15 protein-coding genes are annotated in these 17,247 nt (G+C 62.1%); 7 read left to right on the top strand and 8 right to left on the bottom strand.

The features are described 5' to 3' along the window. Positions 1 to 24 precede the first annotated feature (24 nt). The 6 genes from J2X53_RS06910 (at position 25) to pnp (ending at position 5,339) form a co-directional block, all read left to right on the top strand. On the top strand, positions 25 to 768 hold the full coding sequence (locus J2X53_RS06910) for a glucose 1-dehydrogenase (RefSeq protein ID WP_349036740.1): 744 nt from the start codon (positions 25 to 27) through the stop codon (positions 766 to 768). Positions 769 to 886: 118 nt separating this feature from the next. Continuing rightward, positions 887 to 1,630: a ribonuclease activity regulator RraA gene (locus J2X53_RS06905; protein ID WP_349036739.1), complete on the top strand. Its 744-nt coding sequence runs from the start codon at positions 887 to 889 to the stop codon at positions 1,628 to 1,630. Between the two features lie 141 nt (positions 1,631 to 1,771). Further along, positions 1,772 to 2,044, top strand: a complete 273-nt coding sequence (locus J2X53_RS06900) for a DUF2934 domain-containing protein (RefSeq protein WP_349036738.1) — start codon at positions 1,772 to 1,774, stop codon at positions 2,042 to 2,044. Positions 2,045 to 2,245: 201 nt separating this feature from the next. Then, complete coding sequence (locus tag J2X53_RS06895) at positions 2,246 to 2,542, top strand: PRC-barrel domain-containing protein (protein ID WP_349036737.1); 297 nt, start codon at positions 2,246 to 2,248, stop codon at positions 2,540 to 2,542. A 135-nt stretch (positions 2,543 to 2,677) separates the two neighbouring features. Continuing rightward, positions 2,678 to 2,857, top strand: coding sequence for a hypothetical protein (locus J2X53_RS06890; protein ID WP_349036736.1), 180 nt, complete (start codon positions 2,678 to 2,680; stop codon positions 2,855 to 2,857). Positions 2,858 to 3,197: 340 nt separating this feature from the next. Next, a complete protein-coding gene (gene pnp, locus J2X53_RS06885) occupies positions 3,198 to 5,339 on the top strand; it encodes a polyribonucleotide nucleotidyltransferase (protein WP_349036735.1) in 2,142 nt (713 codons plus the stop codon). Between the two features lie 236 nt (positions 5,340 to 5,575). Here the strand turns inward: pnp and ggt are convergent, their stop codons facing one another. The 7 genes from ggt to J2X53_RS06850 form a co-directional block, all read right to left on the bottom strand. After that, entirely contained in the window at positions 5,576 to 7,282 is a 1,707-nt protein-coding gene (gene ggt, locus J2X53_RS06880) for a gamma-glutamyltransferase (protein ID WP_349036734.1), read from the bottom strand. Between the two features lie 78 nt (positions 7,283 to 7,360). Further along, a complete protein-coding gene (locus tag J2X53_RS06875; RefSeq protein WP_349036733.1) occupies positions 7,361 to 8,029 on the bottom strand; it encodes an RraA family protein in 669 nt (222 codons plus the stop codon). Between the two features lie 31 nt (positions 8,030 to 8,060). Continuing rightward, positions 8,061 to 8,852: an ABC transporter permease gene (locus tag J2X53_RS06870; protein WP_349036732.1), complete on the bottom strand. Its 792-nt coding sequence runs from the start codon at positions 8,850 to 8,852 to the stop codon at positions 8,061 to 8,063. 1 nt (position 8,853) lies between these two features. Further along, entirely contained in the window at positions 8,854 to 9,720 is an 867-nt protein-coding gene (locus J2X53_RS06865) for an ABC transporter permease (protein WP_349036731.1), read from the bottom strand. Continuing rightward, positions 9,717 to 10,829 carry an ABC transporter ATP-binding protein gene (locus J2X53_RS06860; protein WP_349036730.1) on the bottom strand — a complete coding sequence of 371 codons (1,113 nt, stop codon included), beginning with the start codon at positions 10,827 to 10,829 and terminating at the stop codon, positions 9,717 to 9,719. Before J2X53_RS06860 ends, J2X53_RS06865 begins: the two co-directional genes overlap by 4 nt. A 19-nt stretch (positions 10,830 to 10,848) precedes the next feature. Next, positions 10,849 to 11,898 (bottom strand): polyamine ABC transporter substrate-binding protein, encoded by a 1,050-nt coding sequence (locus J2X53_RS06855; protein ID WP_349036729.1) that lies wholly within the window; start codon positions 11,896 to 11,898, stop codon positions 10,849 to 10,851. 415 nt (positions 11,899 to 12,313) lie between these two features. Continuing rightward, positions 12,314 to 13,246: a glyoxylate/hydroxypyruvate reductase A gene (locus J2X53_RS06850; protein ID WP_349036728.1), complete on the bottom strand. Its 933-nt coding sequence runs from the start codon at positions 13,244 to 13,246 to the stop codon at positions 12,314 to 12,316. Between the two features lie 157 nt (positions 13,247 to 13,403). Between J2X53_RS06850 and J2X53_RS06845 the strand changes: the two genes are divergently transcribed. Continuing rightward, positions 13,404 to 14,321 carry a LysR family transcriptional regulator gene (locus J2X53_RS06845; protein ID WP_349036727.1) on the top strand — a complete coding sequence of 306 codons (918 nt, stop codon included), beginning with the start codon at positions 13,404 to 13,406 and terminating at the stop codon, positions 14,319 to 14,321. A gap of 32 nt (positions 14,322 to 14,353) precedes the next feature. Here the strand turns inward: J2X53_RS06845 and J2X53_RS06840 are convergent, their stop codons facing one another. Then, entirely contained in the window at positions 14,354 to 17,215 is a 2,862-nt protein-coding gene (locus J2X53_RS06840; protein ID WP_349036726.1) for an FAD-binding and (Fe-S)-binding domain-containing protein, read from the bottom strand. Between the last annotated feature and the right edge of the window lie 32 nt (positions 17,216 to 17,247).

Raw genomic sequence — 17,247 nt, 5'->3', positions numbered from 1 at the left:
CGGTCACCAACAAAAGGACAGATCATGAAACTTCGGGGAAAAACGGCAATCGTGACCGGCGGGGGCCGCGACATCGGGCAGGCCTGTGCGCTTAAACTGGCGTCCGAAGGGGCGAATGTGGCGATCAACTATTTTGCCAGCAGCGCCGGGGCAGAAGACACCGTCGCGCGGATCAAGGCCACGGGCGGCAATGCCATTGCGGTTCAGGGCGATCTGAACAAGCCGGATGATGTGGCGCAGCTTGTGGCCAGAACGGTCGAAGCTTTTGGGTCTGTCGATGTGCTGGTCAACAACGCAGGCGGCCTGATCGCCCGCAAGACCATTGCCGAGATGTCGCTTGAGCATTGGCAGGCGGTGATGGACCTGAACCTGACCAGCACATTCCTGACCATCAAGGCCTGCCTGCCGCACATGACCTCGGGTGCCATCATCAACATCGCCAGTCAGGCCGGACGCGACGGCGGCGGCGCCGGGGCCATTGCCTATGCCACCTCAAAGGGCGCGGTGATGACCATGACCCGTGGGCTTGCCAAGGAACTGGGGCCCGAGATCCGGGTAAACGGGCTTTGCCCCGGCATGATTGATACCGATTTTCACAACATACATACGCCTGACGCGGCCCGCCGGGGGTTCGAGGCGGCAGCCCCGGTGAAACGGCAGGGTGTGCCCGAGGATGCCGCAAACCTGGTTCTGTTTCTGGCCTGCGACGACTCGGCGTTTATCACCGGGGCCAACATCGACATCAACGGCGGCATGTTGTTTTCCTGAACATGCGGTTTTCCTGAAGCCGTGACACAAGGCACAGGCCGGACTCATCTGGCCTGTGCATCTCCGACAATCATCGCGCGGCCTGACCGTCATTGCCCTTCCATCAGAGGATCTGAAAATGCCCAATCCGCAGCCTGCCGAAAGCATTCCTCTGCGCCCGGAAACCCTTTTGCTGCTGTCGCAGACCAGCACGGCAACGGTTGCCACACTGTTGTTCAAACGCGGCTTTCACAATGCCTATGTTCAGGGGGTCGCGCCATTGGCCGCTGGCACGCCCACCATGGTCGGGCCAGCCTATACGCTGCGGTATATTCCGACCCGGCCCGACACCGACCCGTTGGATGCCTTTCGTGAACCGGATCATCCCCAGCGCGTGGCCATCGAGGAATGCCCGCAGGGCGCGGTTCTGGTCATGGATTGCCGGCAGGATGCTTCCGCGGCATCGGCAGGGTCGATCCTGCTGACGCGGTTACAGGTGCGGGGTGCGGCAGGTGTGGTGACAGATGGCGGAATACGCGATGCGCCAGGGGCTGCCGCGCTCACCCTGCCGGTGTTCGCGGCCAAGGCATCGGCGCCGACCAACCTGACAAAACACCACGCCGTTGATATCGGCCTGCCGGTGGCCTGTGGCGGTGTGGCGGTCTATCCGGGTGATATCATGCTGGGTGACGGCGACGGCGTCATGGTCATTCCCCGGCATCTGGCCGATGATATTGCCACCGAAAGTGTCGGGATGGAGGTGTTTGAGGCCTTTGTTCTGGAAGAAGTTCGGCGTGGCATCCCGATCAGGGGGCTTTACCCGCCAACAGACCCCGACACTCTTGTCAGGTTTGACGCATGGCGCGCACAGAACGGCTGCTGACACCCGCAAACCCGAATGACAGACACCTCCCCTCATCGACCCATGATCTTTGGAAAATCCCGACGATGCGGGAACATTCAACGCCCAACAGCGGTTCATCCGACATGAGACGGAATCTCACGCAAGGGGAGTGACAGTCAGATGACCGAGAGTGAAGAAGACCGCATTCGGATGCGCGCCTATGAAATCTGGCAGGCCATGGGGTGCCCGGAAGGGCGCGAACTGGACACCTGGTTGCTGGCACAGATCGAGATTGCCGCGCAGGATGCCTATGGGTTGGAGGCCGGAGATATCCGTGCCATGCAGCAAACCGTTGTCGCCAATGCTGCCGCTGCACCCGGTGCCATGCCGAGCGCTGATCCCGACCCGGCACCCCCCACGCTCCGGCAGCTCAAGGCCACTGTAGCCGACTGATCGTTGCCACGGTTCGCAGGCGTTTGGGTGCAACGCCGATCGGGCGGGAACAGCTTGGCGCAGACGGCGCTGATACGGTGAAGACACCCCCGGCGCCATCCGGGGTGCAATGGTACAAAGAGGGCAGTCCCAGCGCCTCGGCAGCCGGGCCTTTGGTCTGGGTGCCGGACTGTCCTTCCCTGACTTCAAAGGAGGCTGAACATGGATCACAGCACACATACCCCGCTGAACAGCACCGAGCATACCAATGCCATTCTGACCGATGCGCCGGTCTACGGACCGGATGACGAAAAGATCGGCACCATCTCGCATCTGCACGGGTTCGGCAGGGAGAAAGAAGTGATCATTGATGTCGGTGGCTTTCTTGGCATCGGGGCCAAACCGGTTCTGCTCAGTCTGGATCAGGTGCGCCTGATGCGCGATGAAACCGGCACGGTGCGTGGGGTCACGTCCTGGACCAAAGAGCAGATCAAAGACCTGCCTGAGCATCATGACTGAAGCGGGCGAACGCACAGGGCCCACGCGGACCGGGTTTCTGGTCTGGATGTGCGTCGTTCGCGAATAACACGGGAACAAGCCGGCACCGTTTCGCGTTGATCCCTGAGGCCACGACACATGCAAAGGAACAGGACCATGCTTTATCAACATGCCAGCCGTCCGCCGATGGATCTTCCGCCCGACAGCATCCCTCAGCCCGAAGACCAGCCGAGCCCGGATACCTTTCCCGATCCGATGCCCGACCCTGCCCCGATACCGGCCCAGGACCCGATCCCACCGCAACCGGGTGAAGTCACTCCGCCGATTCACAGCTGATACTGATTTACAGCTGATACTATTGGGGGTCACGCGCCTGCGTGATCCCCGCCCGCGGCGTAAGTTAATCGCTGGGCTGATGGTGCTGTATTCTGTCGCAGACCGGCTTGTTGGCAGCGGGACATGGGTGAAAACCGGCCGCCCCGCCCCGCCGATCACAAACCCCGCCCCGCAACAGCCCGCTTCCCAAAGCCCCGGTTTTCCTGTATGGCCCCGCCATCTGTGACGTGAGGCCCGCCCCCGGCCGCATGCAAAGGATTGGGGGGCGGCGGCAATGGGGCCGCCATGCAAAGGGAAGACACGGCAGGGGCCGTGGGTGCTTCCATATAGGGAACGATAGATGTTCAACGTGACTCGTAAATCCATCCAGTGGGGCAAAGAAACCCTCACACTGGAATCCGGCAAGGTTGCCCGTCAGGCCGACGGCTCGGTGATCGCCACCATGGGCGATACCAGCGTCATGGCCAACGTGACCTTTGCCAAGCAGGCAAAGCCGGGCCAGGACTTTTTCCCGCTGACCGTACACTACCAGGAACGCTACTATGCCGCCGGTAAAATTCCGGGCGGCTTTTTCAAACGCGAAGCCCGTCCTTCGGAAAAGGAAACGCTGACCTCGCGTCTGATCGACCGTCCGATCCGCCCGCTGTTCGTCGATGGCTTCAAGCATGAAGTGCTGGTGATCGTGACCGTGCTGAGCCACGATCTGGTCAATGAACCCGATATTCTTGCCATGATCGCCGCCTCTGCCGCGCTGACCATCTCTGGCGTGCCGTTCATGGGCCCGATCGGTGCTGCGCGCGTCGGCTTCTCGGCTGGCGAATATGTGCTGAACCCTGATGTCGAAGACATGCAGAACCTGCGCAACAACCCGGATCAACGGCTTGATCTGGTTATTGCCGGGACCAAAGATGCCGTCATGATGGTGGAATCCGAAGCTTACGAGCTGACGGAAGCCGAAATGCTGGGTGCTGTGAAATTCGGCCATGACGCGATGCAGCCAGTGATCGACCTGATCATCGACTTCGCCGAAGACGCCGCCAAAGAGCCGTTTGACTTCCAGCCTGCCGACTATTCGGAGCTGTATACACGCGTGAAAACCGCAGGCGAAGCGCAGATGCGCGCCGCTTTCGGCATCAAGGACAAGCAAGAGCGCACCAACGCGATCTCGGCCGCCGTCTCGGCGATCAAGGGCGCGCTGTCCGAAGCTGATCTTGGCGATGAGAACCTTGGTTCCGCGATCAAGAAGCTGGAAAGCAGCATCCTGCGCGGCGACATCATCAACGGTGGCGCGCGGATTGACGGGCGTGACACCAAGACCGTGCGCCCGATCGTGTCGGAAACCGGCATCCTGCCGCGGACCCATGGCTCGGCGCTGTTCACCCGTGGCGAAACGCAAGGGCTGGTCGTGACCACGCTGGGCACCGGCGAAGATGAGCAGATCATCGACGCCCTGCATGGCAACTCGCGCTCGAACTTCCTGCTGCACTATAACTTCCCGCCCTATTCGGTCGGCGAAGTGGGTCGTTTCGGCCCGCCCGGCCGTCGTGAAATCGGTCACGGCAAACTGGCATGGCGCGCGCTTCAGGCGGTTCTGCCTGCGGCAACCGACTTCCCCTACACCATCCGCGTCGTGTCCGAGATCACCGAATCCAACGGCTCGTCCTCGATGGCATCGGTCTGCGGCGGGTCGCTGTCGATGATGGATGCGGGCGTTCCGCTGAAAGCCCCGGTCGCCGGTGTGGCGATGGGTCTGATCCTGGAAGATGACGGCAAATATGCCGTTCTCACCGATATTCTTGGCGACGAGGATCACCTCGGCGACATGGATTTCAAGGTGGCAGGCACCGCCAACGGCATCACCAGCCTGCAGATGGACATCAAGGTTGCCGGCATCACGCCAGCGATCATGGAGCAGGCGCTTGCGCAGGCAAAAGATGGCCGGATGCACATTCTGAACGAAATGGCCAAGGCGCTGACGCAGGCGCAGGCGTTCAGCCAGTATGCACCGAAGATCGAGACGATGCAAATCCCGACCGACAAGATCCGGGAAGTGATCGGTTCGGGCGGCAAGGTCATCCGCGAGATCGTGGAACTTTCGGGTGCCAAGGTCGATATCAACGACGAAGGCATCATCAAGATCGCCTCCAGCGACGCAGCCGCCATCAAGCGCGCCTATGACATGATCTATTCGATCGTGGCAGAGCCGGAAGAGGGCCGCATCTACACCGGCAAAGTTGTCAAACTGGTCGATTTCGGCGCGTTTGTGAACTTCTTCGGCAAGCGTGACGGTCTGGTGCACGTGTCTCAGATCGCCAACAAGCGTCTGACCCACCCGAACGAGATCCTGAAAGAAGGCCAGGAAGTCAAAGTCAAACTGCTGGGCTTTGACGACCGTGGCAAGGTGCGCCTTGGCATGAAGATGGTCGATCAGGAAACCGGCGAAGAAGTCGCTGAAAAGAAAGACGAGTCGTCTGACGCCTGAATTTTTTCGGTCAGTACGATGCATGGCTCCGGGGGCAACCCCGGAGCCATTTCTTATGGACGAGGGGCCTCAGACAGGTGCCAGCCGCGCAGCAACGCCGCCCAAGCCCGGCGAACCGGCACCTGCGGCGCTCATGATTACGATGCCGCTTGATGCCGTTGCCACTGAAGGCGTGCAGACGATTGATCCAAACGTCGCAAGGTTTCATCAGCGGATGGCTGTTCAGACACGCAGGATCAGGTCTGCGTGCCGGCAGGGTGGTCGGCAGCATCAGCGGGTGCCTTGTCGGGCCAGAAGCGGACGCCCGGGCGGGCAAGGCCGCCCCCGAGGGCAAGCACCGTACCATCGGCGCGCCAGCAGGCAGCGCCCGTCAGGCTGTCGTCAAACGCAATGGCATTCATGCCCCCGCCAATGTGGGGCACAACCTTTACCGTGTGGCCCAAAGCCTCAAGCGCGGGCTTTTGCGGGGCGTAGCCTTCTTCCAGCTCCACCTCCTGGCCTTGGGTCCAGATCCGTGGGGCCTCGACGGCCTCTTGCAGGGTCATGCGGTGGTCGATCAGGTTGACGATGGCCTGCATCGCCGACGGGAAAATGCGCAATCCGCCCGGCAGGCCCAGGGCAAACACCGGCTTGCCCTCTTGCAGAACCATCATCGGGGCCATCGAGGTGGGCACCCGTTTGCCCGGCACGATGGACAGTGCTTTGCCGGGGCGCGGATCGAAGTTCGACATGTAGTTGTTGGGGATGATCCCGGTTCCCGGCACCACGAACCGCGCCCCGAACAGCCCGTTGATGGTGTGGGTGGCGGTGACGATATTGCCGTCTCGGTCTGCGACGGTGATATGGGTGGTGTCCTGACTTTCGCGGCCCGGTGCAAAGGGGGCGGGCTGGCCTGCGCCGCTGCGGATCTGCGCGCGGCACTCGGCGGCATAGGGTTTTGAGGTCAAGCGCTCCACCGGCACATCCACAAAGGCCGGATCACCGGAAAAGGCGCGGCGGTCTGCAAAGGCGATGCGGATCACCTCGGCCAGCAGGTGCAGGCATTCGGCCGTGCCGACGCCCATCGCGGCCACGTCGTAGCCTTCAAGCATGTTGAGCATCTGGGTCACATGCACCCCGGATGAGGCCGGGGGCGGCGGGCCTGCGATCTGGAACCCACGGTAGGTGCCGATGACCGGGGCGCGGTCAACGGGGCGGTAGGCGCGCAGATCGTCCAGCGTGACCCAGCCCGCATCCGGCCCGCCCGTCTGCATGCGTGCGGCCAGTGCCACCCCCAGCGCGCCACCGTGCAAGGCGGCTGCCCCCTCCTTCTGGATCAGGCGCAGGCTTTGGGCGTAGTCGCCCATCAGCATCCGGTCGCCGGGGTTGAGCGCCGCGCCGTCGCGCAGCACCAGCCGCGCCATTTCGGGGTCGCGGCTCAGGTCCGCCTCGGACTCCCTGATCGCGCCTGCCAGATAATGCGTGACCACAAATCCGCGTTCAGCGAGCCGGATTGCAGGTTCCACCACATCGGCAAAGGGCAGCTTACCAAAGCGGGCATGCATGCTGCACCAGCCCGCAAGGTTCCCCGGAACCGCAACGGCCGAGGCCCCGCTCAGGTTGCGATTGTCTTTGGCATCCATGTACTGCGCCGGATCGTCTGAAATCGGTTGATAGATTTCGGGATGCATCGACGCCGCCGCCGATGACAGCGCATCAATCACCAGATGCTGCCCGTCGGCCAGCCGGATATGCGACAGCCCGCCGCCCGCAATGCCCACCATCATCGGCTCTACCACCGTCAGGGCCAACAGGGCGGCCACGGCGGCATCAATCGCATTGCCCCCGGCAGCCAGCATTTCCGCCCCTGCCGCCGATCCAAGCGGATGGTTGGTCACCACGACGCCACCACTGCCGCTGGCGGGTGATTTTTCGCAGACAAATGGCAGGTGCGGGCGTGTCATGATGGCTCTCGGGTTGGTGCTATGCGTGTTGGGATCATGGCCGGGGTCCATGGGCCCCGGCCAGAACAGATGCATGGATCAGGCCAGCTTTGCGAGAACTTTGGCAGAAGCCCCGGACAGATCGCCCAGCTTGACGCCGGTATCGCGTACGCTGGCCTCGCGGTCTTTGCCCCTGATCTGGGTCTCTATCGCTTTGCGGGCCTCGGCTTCCACCTCGTCGGGCGACAGCACGACCACGCCGCTTTCATCCGCCAGCACCGCGTCACCCGGCATCACCACAGTATTGCCGACAGACACCGGCACGTTGATCGCCCCGCCCAGATCGTAAATCCGGGTGGTGATCGGCGAGATGCCCCGGCACCACATCGGAAAATCTGATGCCTCGATCTCTTCCAGATCGGTGCAGGGGCCATCGACAACCGCACCGACCGCACCCGCCGCCTTGGCGCCAACGGTCACGCCGCCCCCCCAGCACGCATAGCGGTCATCATGCAGGCGATCGACAATCACGAAATCACCGGGCCGGATCAGGCTGAGCAGATGATGCAGCAGGGTGGAATCCGGGCCGGGAATGGCGATGGTCACCGCAGTACCGACAACGCGGCGCCGCGGGATCAGCGGCTGAATCTGACGGCTGAGAAAGCCGAACTGCCGCCAATGGCCCAGCGTTGCGGTTTCGCATTGCGCCAGAAGACTCAGATGTTCCGCCGGGATCTGCGCGGGCATTGGTTTGATCTTGTAGGTCATGTCAGGTCTTTCGATGGTTAAGACAGGAAATTCAGCGCCCGAAGGCTTTGGCAAAGCCGACGCTGCGTTCGACCACCAGCACGATGGCGAGTGAGATCGCGATCAGCAGAACCGCCAGAACGGCGACCATCGGGTCTGTCCGTTCATCGACATAGCGATAGATCGCGACCGGCAGGGTTTGCAGGCGCGGGCCGACGATGAACAGCGACAGCACGATTTCGTCAAACGACAGGATCGCGGCAATGGCGCTGGAGGCGATGACGCCGGGCATCAGCCGGGGCAGCGTGATCTGCATGAAGGTCTGCAGCGGACGCGCCCCCAGCGTCATCGCGGCCTCTTCCAGGTCGGTGCCCAGATTGGACAGGGTGGTTTGCAGAATGCGCACCGAAAACGGCAGCGTCATCACCAGATGCGCCAGCACCAGCCCCGGATAGGTTGCCACCAATCCGGCAGGGGTGAACACCATCAACAGGCCCAGCCCCAGCATCATCGCAGGCAGCACCAGAGGTGCCAGGATCAGATTGCGGATCAGCGTGCGACCCGGAAACTCCATCCGCACCAGCGCATAGGCTGCGGGCAGGCCCAAAAGCAGGCTGAGAACTGCCACGATCAGTGCGATGATGGCGCTGTTTTTCAGCCCGGCCATGAAGGTGGCGTTGCCCAGAACGGTGCTGTACCACTTCAGGCTCCAGCCCGACGGCGGGAAAGACAGGTAGCTGTCGGCGCTGAACGAGATCACCAGAATGATCAGCATCGGCAGGAAGATAAAGCCGAAGATGGCAATCACGTAGGCCCGGCCAAGAATGGAAAGCAATCTGGTCATGTCAGCGTGTCCTTGTCATCAGGCGGACCAGAAGTGCGGTCACGAGCATGGCTACCAGAAACAGCCCCAACATCAGGAAGGACAGCGCAGCAGCGGTCGGCCAGTCGAGCGACATCAGCGCAAGGTCATAGACCTCGGTCGCCAGCAGGAAGACGCGCCCGCCCCCCAGCAGCGTGGGCGTGATGAAGGACGATACCGACAGCACAAATCCGATGGTCAGCCCCGCCACGATGGCGGGCAGGCTCAGCGGCAGAATGATGCGCAGAAAGACGATATGGGGCGGCGCGCCCAGCGACATGGCGGCATCGTCCAGCCGGCGGTCCAGCTTGCCCAGGCCGGCCATGATGGTCAGAAACATGTAGGGCATGATGCTTTCCGACAGGCCGATGACGACGCCAAAGTAATTGTTGATGATCCGCAGCGGTGCGGCGATCAGCCCGGCACCCAGCAGCAGGTTGTTCAGCAACCCGTCGTCGCCAAGGGTGATCATCCAGCCGAACGATCGCACCACCGCCGAAATCAGCAGCGGCGATGCCGCCAGCACCGTCAGCGGCGTCCGCCAGCGCGATGTCATCCGCGACAGGAACAGCGCCATCGGATAGGCCATTGCCAGCGCCACCAGTGAACAGGTGACGGCCAGACGCAGGGTTCGCCCAAGCAGGTCCAGATAATAGGTGTCGTTTAGGATCTTGATATAGGTGCCCAGACTGACAGCCGGGATGATCGCGCCGAAATCGGACTCGTTCAGCGACATGCGGAACAGCCACAGGATTGGCGCGATGAACGACACCAGCAGCACCAGCAGCACCGGCGCAAGCAGCAGCCACGGCGTCAGGCGGGTGCGGCCATCTGTGGCAAGGGTGCTCATGATGCAAACAGCCGCATGTCGCTGGCCAGCCAGTCCAGCGTGACGCGCGCGCCAAGGTTGGCCAGTGCGGCATCTGGGCTGTTCGGGCGCAGTTCGGCAATCAGGGTCTGGCCCCCATCCAGCCTGATCTCGGTCTCGATCATGCTGCCGACAAAGACACGGCGTATGACAGTGCCGGAAATTTGGTCAGGCGCAGGTGGCATCAGGCGGATGGCATGGGGGCGCACCATCGCGGCGACCGTGCCTCCGGCGGCACTGTTCGCGGGCACATCGACAAGAAGCGGCTGCGGCAGGGTCTGTCCGTCGCAAACCAGTACAGGCTGGCCCCCAACGAGGGAAAGTCTGGACGACAGATTGTTCGCCCGTCCGATGAAGTTGGCAACGAACGGGGTTGCGGCGCGATCATACACGTCGGTTGGGGTGCCGATCTGTTCCAGCCTGCCCGCATTCATCACGGCAATCCGGTCGCACATCGTCAGGGCTTCTTGCTGGTCATGGGTGACGAACAAGGTGGTGATGCCGGTGCGCGTCTGGATGTCGCGGATTTCAAAGCGCATCTCGTCACGCAGGCGGGCATCAAGGTTTGACAACGGCTCGTCCAGCAACAGGATTTCTGGCTCGATCACGATGGCGCGGGCGATGGCAACGCGCTGTTGCTGGCCGCCGGACAGCTCTGACGGCCAGCGACTGCCATAGCTTTCCAGCCGGACAGCGCGCAGGGCTTCGGCAACCCGGGCACGCTGGTCTTCTTTGCTGACCTTGCGCAGCCGCAGACCGAACGCCACGTTCTGTTCAACGGTCATGTGCGGGAACAGGGCGTAAGACTGGAACACCAGACCCAGATTACGCTCCCACGGGGGGCGCGACACGATGTTCTGCCCGCCGATCATGATCTGACCCGAGGTGGGGGTCAGCAGCCCTGCGAACATGCGCAGGGTGGTGGATTTACCGCAGCCGGACGGACCGAGAAGGCCAATGAACTCGCCCTTGGCAATATCGAATGACAAAGCGTCCACCGCAGGCCGGGCACCGCCATAGTCAAAGGTCAGCCGGTCAATGCGGATATGCGGCGGGGCGGTGTCAGCCAAGGGGGAAGGGCGCAGGTTCATGGGTCCGTCCGTTTCGCTGTCAGTTGCCGGCCGAGATGATCTGGCGCTTCCAGATCTGGTTCCACTCTTCGGATTTGGTGGCAGCCCAGCCCCAGTCGAGCGGCAGGATCTGCTCCAGCTGACCAGCGACAGTACGCGCGGCGGCCTCCGGGCTGACCACTGCCTTGGCGTTGACCGGGGCATAGAACATCGCTTCGGTAAAGGCGGCCTGAGCTTCGGGCGACAGGGCGTAGTTGATGAATGCCTTGGCGGCAGCCTCGTTCCTGGCACCTTTGATCAGATTGATGGTATTGATCTGCAGGATGGTGCCTTCCTTGGGCAGAACCACGTCCAGCTTGCCCGCAGATTCATCGGCGTAGTATTGCGCGCGGGCGTTCCAGCCCGTCGCCAGTGCAACCGTGCCGTTGATGACCAGCGTGTAGGAATCCGGCTTGGGGTCAAAGGTCTGCACGGCAGGTGCCAGTTCGGCCAGCTTGGCCGCCGATTGCTCCACCGACTGCGTATAATCTTCGCCCAGCATCGCCGAGGTCATCACCATCAGGCCAGAGCCAAGGATCGAAGGCATCGAGGTCACGGCCAGCTTGCCCGCGTATTGCGCATCCCACAGCACGGAAAGCGAGTCCGGTTCGGTGGGGATGGCTTCGGTGTTGTAGACCAGCACGAGGTTGTCAAAGGTGACAGCGGGACCAAACCCGTCTTGCACGGTCGCCTGTGGCAGCAGGTCAGCCAGGTTCGGAATGTCGGCGACCGAAAGCGGCGCAAGCAGCTCTTCCTTGTTGCCGATCAGCGCGGTCGATACGTCAAAGATCACAACATCGGTCTGCACATCGCTGGCCTGCGACCGCAGGTTGCCCAGCATCACCGACGACGCGTTCGAGGCAAAGTAATTCACGGTAACGCCCGGAAATTTCTCCTGGAAAGGTTTGATGACCGCTTCGGTGTATTTGTCCTGAAAGATACCGGAATAGGCCGACAGGGTGATTTCGCCCGATACTTCGGTGGACTGCGCATGGGCTGCGCCGGCCAGCAGGATCGTGGCGGCAAGGGCGCAAAGAAGGCGTGATGTCATGTTAAAGCAGGCTCCTGTTGGATGAAGGCTCTCCGGGAACGGAGGGGCCGTTTCGAGCGACGACTGCCCTGACAGCCAAAGGCGCAGCACAAAACAGGCCCCTTGCGGTGGCTGACCGTGCGTTGGCGAAGGTCGGGCGGATCACGTGGCTGCGGTCGTATTTCGGGGCAAACAGCGATGTCTGCGGGCTTCGGACGGCCCGGTTGATACCCTGATGCAACGCATTTCCGACCGGGATGTCCAATCGAATTTTTTTTACACGCGTATTAAAAAAACTTTGGATGGCATCGCGGCTGAGACAAAGTAATTGTATGAAAACGCTATAAAGTTTGTTGAATGCCCTGCAATAAACGCAAAAAGCCGGCCCCAGAACGGGGCCGGAGGTGGGGAGGTGATCGTGATGGGTGTCGGGGGCCTAGTAGCCCCGCTTTGCATCCGCCAGATCGGCAACGGTGCCCGCATCCTCAAAGGCGCGGATGTTCTTGGCCACGATCTTGCTGCCGGTCGGCGCGTCGATCATCGAGGCAACATGCGGGGTCACCGTGATGCGCGGATGGTCCCAGAACGGATGATCCTTTGGCAGCGGTTCGACATGAAAAACATCCAGCGTCGCCCCCGAGATCTGCCCTGATCCCAGCGCATCAATCAGGTCACTGTCCACCATATGCGACCCACGTGCGGCGTTGATGATGCAAGCCCCGCGCCTGAGCCTGTTGAAGGTGTCGGCGTTCAGAATGCCCAATGTGCTTTCGGTCAGTGGCAGAAGGCAGACCAGAATTTCGGTGCCTTCAAGAAATGCGCCGAACGCCTCGTCGCCCGAATAGGTTGTGACGCCTTCGATGGTCTTGGGCGAGCGCGACCACCCCACCACGTCAAAGCCGATCTGTGCCAGCAATTGCGCAGCGGCGGCCCCAAGGTTCCCCAGACCCATGATCCCGACACGCCGCTCGGGCGCGGGGGGCACGATGATCTGGTCCCACAGGTGAGCAACCTGATTGGCCTGAATCTGCGGCAACTCGCGGTGGTGGCGCAGAACATGCAGCGCGATGTATTCCTTCATCCGTTGTGTCAGATCGGTGCCCACGGTGCGGATGATCGGCACATCCTGAGGCAGTTCCTTGTCCGCGAGCACATGGTCGATCCCCGCGCCCAGCGACACGATGGCCTTCAGATTGCGGAACGGCGTCATGGCCCCGGTGGCTGGCCGCCAGACCACAGAATAGGTGACGGCGTCAGGATCCGGCACCTGATTGATGGGATAGATATCCCAATCCGGCATCAGGTCGCGAAGCATCTTGCACCACCATTCGGTCTTGTCGTTGGCGGGCAGGGAAACGGCAATGCTCATCAGGTATCCTTGGGCGTTGTAGCGCGCGGGCAGAGTGGCGCTGGGGGGTTGGCATTATTCAGCCCGGGCGGCACGGCAGCGTCAAAGCAAAAATTCTGGTCTGGTTCATAGAAAGTTTTTATGTGAAAGTCCGGGCCATGCGCGATAGGCTATCCCCATGAATTTCAAACAGCTTGAAGCCTTTTACTGGCTGACCCGCCTGCAAAGCTATCAGCGCGTGGCCGATCATATCGGACTTACGCAACCAGCTGTTTCTGCGCGCATTTCTGGTCTTGAAGAAAGCTTTGGCGTACAGCTGATTGATCGTTCACAATCCGAGTTTACCCTGACAGAACAAGGCCACGAAGTCGCCGAATATGCCGAGAATTTCCTGAATCTGAGCGAGACGCTGACCAGCCGGTTGAAGGCCAAGCAAAAGAAACGTTATTCGATTGGTCTGGTTGCAATGGTCAGCCAGACATGGGGTGTCACGTTGCGGCGCAAGATCGCCGCCATGCCCGATGCCCCGCTGGTAGACTTCTATGCCGGGGGAAATGTCGATCTGCGCCCGCTGGTCAAATCGGGGGCGCTCGATATGGCTTTTGTGACCGGCGAAGCGGGATTGCCACAAATTCCGAACAGCTTTTCGGTGCTGTACCATGTCGGCTGGGCGGCCCGGCCGGATGTTGTGGGGGAAATCCTGCGGCCCCTGACGCCGGATGAGCTGCGCGAACTTCCTCTGGTGCTGTATCCGCACACGTCGCCGTTGTTCGGCCCGGTGGCAGAGCTGATTGAGGAGACGCGCCGGCGGCCAAGCGCACGCCACACCGGCAACTCTTTGGCCACGATCTGCGATATGGTGCGTTGCGGCTACGGCGCGTCTGCGGTGCCACTGGCTGCGCTGGAGAATGACATCGCAACCGGCATGCTGGTCGAGATCCCGACGACTGTACGATTGGCCCCGTTGGATATCCGCTGCGTTCACGTCAACAAGGCGCGCAAGGTGCAGACCGAGCAGATTTTTCAACTGGCCCGACAGGCCGCCGAGGAATGGGCGGCCGCGCATCCACGCTATGTAACCTTTCTGCCGCACTGACCATGGGTCGTGCAGCTGCTGAACGCTGACTGTCAGCGGGCAGAAAGACAGGTTTTGAGCAGCGTGATCGGATGGCTGATCTGAACGCCTGCGCGCAGGGCCGTCTGACAGCGGCAGGAAAAGCCCGTGGCCAGAACCGTTTGATCTGTGCCGGTGACATACTGGGCCCAGTTTTGCGCAAAAATCTTCGATGAGATCGCCTCATTCCGCACCTCATGCCCCCAGGTGCCCGCCATGCCGCAACAGCCGGTCTTTGGCAGGCTGATCGTGACGCCCACCCTGGCAAAGATGTCTGCCCAGACATCGCCCGTGCCGGGGCGCAGCGTGGTTTCGGTACAATGGGGCAACAAGGTTGCGTGCAGCAGATTTGCCGGGAGTTGCGGTATGCGGTCCGCGATACCGGCCAGCCAGTCCTGCGGCAGCAGCACCTGCGGGCCGGGTGTGCCCAACGCCTCGTGATAGTCGTCGCCATAGCTCAGCGTGACGGCGGGTTCAATTCCGACCAGCGTCAGTCCGCTGGCTGAAAGCCGGTCAAGACAGGCCCTTTGTCGCCTCGCGGTGCGGCGAAACGCCGAAAGACGGCCCAGCACATGCAACGGCTTGCCGCTTGGGTGGTATCGGGCAATCCACGGCTGAAAGCCCAGCGCGATGACCAGATCAGCCATATCCAGCACCAGCTGCGGCTCGAAGAACCGGGTAAAGGCGTCGGGCACGATCACAACGCTGGTCGCAGGATCGGGCAAGGGGGTGCCGACGGTGCGGATACCGCGTTGCGCCAACGCGCGGCGCAGGTTCAGCGCGGGCATCACCGGCAGATGGTGCAGGCCCAACCACCGCATCAGCGCCGCGCCCGGCCCGGTGACCGCCAGATTGAACAACGGTCGCAGGCGTTCACCTAACGGAAGCAGCGGCTCCAGTGCCGCCAGCGCGTGATCTGAAAGGGGGCGGCGGTGGCGGCGAAACCAGCTTTCCATGAATTTGACGCGGAAGGCGGGCACATCCACGTGCACCGGGCACCCTCTCGCACAGGCGCGGCAGGACAGGCAGCCATCCAGCGCCGTTTTCACCTCTGCCTCGAATTGCGGATCGGCGCGCCCCTCTGGCCCGCCCTGACGCAACCATTCGCGCACCAGCCCGGCCCGACCCTTGGGCGAATGCCGCCGGTCGCCGGTGGCTTTGTAGGACGGGCACATTATTTCGGCAGCAGATTGGGCAAAGCAGGCCCCGTTGCCATTGCACGCCAGCGCCGGAGCAAAGGCGGCGCGGGTGGCGGGGGCAATCTGGCGGTCTGACTGCCCCCGCAGCGCCACACCGTCGATTTGCATCAGCGGCGATTGATCCGGTGTCGCAATCTTGCCGGGGTTCATCTGATTGCCGGGATCAAAAGCGCGCTTGATCTCTTGCAGAAACGGATAAAGCGGGCCGAATACCTCGGGCACAAATTCTGAGCGAACCCCTTTGCCATGCTCGCCCCACAAAAGGCCGCCATGCTGGCGGGCGAGGGCATGCACGGCCTCGGTGATCTTTCGGATCAGGGGCTCTTGTGCCGGGTCGGTCAGATCGAGCGCGGGGCGGACATGCAAGACCCCGGCATCGACATGGCCGAACATGCCGTATTCCAGCCCCTCGGCGTCCAGAATGGCGCGAAACCCAGCGATGAACGCCTCAAGTTCTTCGGGCGGAACGGCGCAATCTTCGACAAAGGGCAGGGGGCGTTTGGGCCCGGCGGTTTTGCCCAGCAAGCCCACGGCTTTTTTCCGCATCGCCCAAATCCGCCCGACCGCATCCCCGACCGCCAGCGAATGACCCCGGCGCCCGTTGATCCGGTTGGCAAGCTCTGCCTGCAAACGGGCGATGGACGCGTCAATCTGTGCCTGACTTTCGCCGGTAAGTTCGACCAGCGTGACACCTTTGGCATCGGTGTCAGGGAAGAACACCGCCACGTCGCGCCAGATCACATCGGCACGGGCCAGCGCCAGAACCCGGCTGTCGATCGTTTCGACCGAGGTGGCCCCCATGGCCGCCAGCACACGGGCATCGCGCAGCGCCGACTGAAAGTCATCGTAAAAGATGTTCACCAGCGCCGACTGTTTCGGGATGGGCAGCACGTTCAGCCGGGCTTCGGCGATCAGGGCAAGCGTGCCTTCTGCCCCACAGATCACCGCGCCCGCATCAATCCGGCCATCCGGCCGGCGGATATGGGCCAGATCATAGCCCGTCAGGCTGCGGTTCATCTTTGGAAACCGCTCTGCAATCAGATCAGCCTGATTTGTGGCGATCCGGTGCAGGGTCCGCAAAACCTGCCCCGCATGCCCTGGCATTCCGGCCAGCTTCTCGGGCGGGTGCGCGCCGGTCTGCATGACCTCGCCACCGGGCAGAACAGCGGTCACAGCCAGCACATGATCACTGGTCTTGCCATACATGCACGACCCCTGACCACAGGCATCGGTGGAAATCATGCCACCAATGGTGGCACGGGACGAGGTGGAAAGCTCGGGCGCAAAGAACAGGCCATAGGGGGCAAGGGCCGCGTTCAGGTGATCCTTGATGACGCCGGGCTGCACCCGGACCCAACGCTCGGCCGCATTGATTTCGAGTATCCCGGTCATGTGGCGTGAGCAATCGACCACCAGCCCCGCGCCAAGGGATTGCCCGTTGGTGCCGGTGCCACCCCCACGCGGGCGCAGGACGATCTGGTCAAAGCGGGGCTCTGTCAGCAGCCGGGCAATGCGCTGCAGATCCGCCGTGCTGCGCGGAAAGGCAACCGCCTGCGCCAGAACCTGATAGATTGAATTGTCGGTGGCCAGCACCATCCGGTCTGACATCACTTCGGTCAGATCCCCTTGGAAACCGGCGTTGCGCAAGGCGTTCAGGAAATCCGGGTAAAGGCTCATGTCAGTCTTCTTTGCGATGCCGCCAGAGGGCG

This window comes from Pseudotabrizicola sp. 4114 (assembly GCF_031457365.1).
GTDB lineage: Bacteria > Pseudomonadota > Alphaproteobacteria > Rhodobacterales > Rhodobacteraceae > Pseudotabrizicola.
Note: the sequence above shows the minus strand (reverse complement) of the source record. Positions and strands in the feature narration are given on the sequence as shown.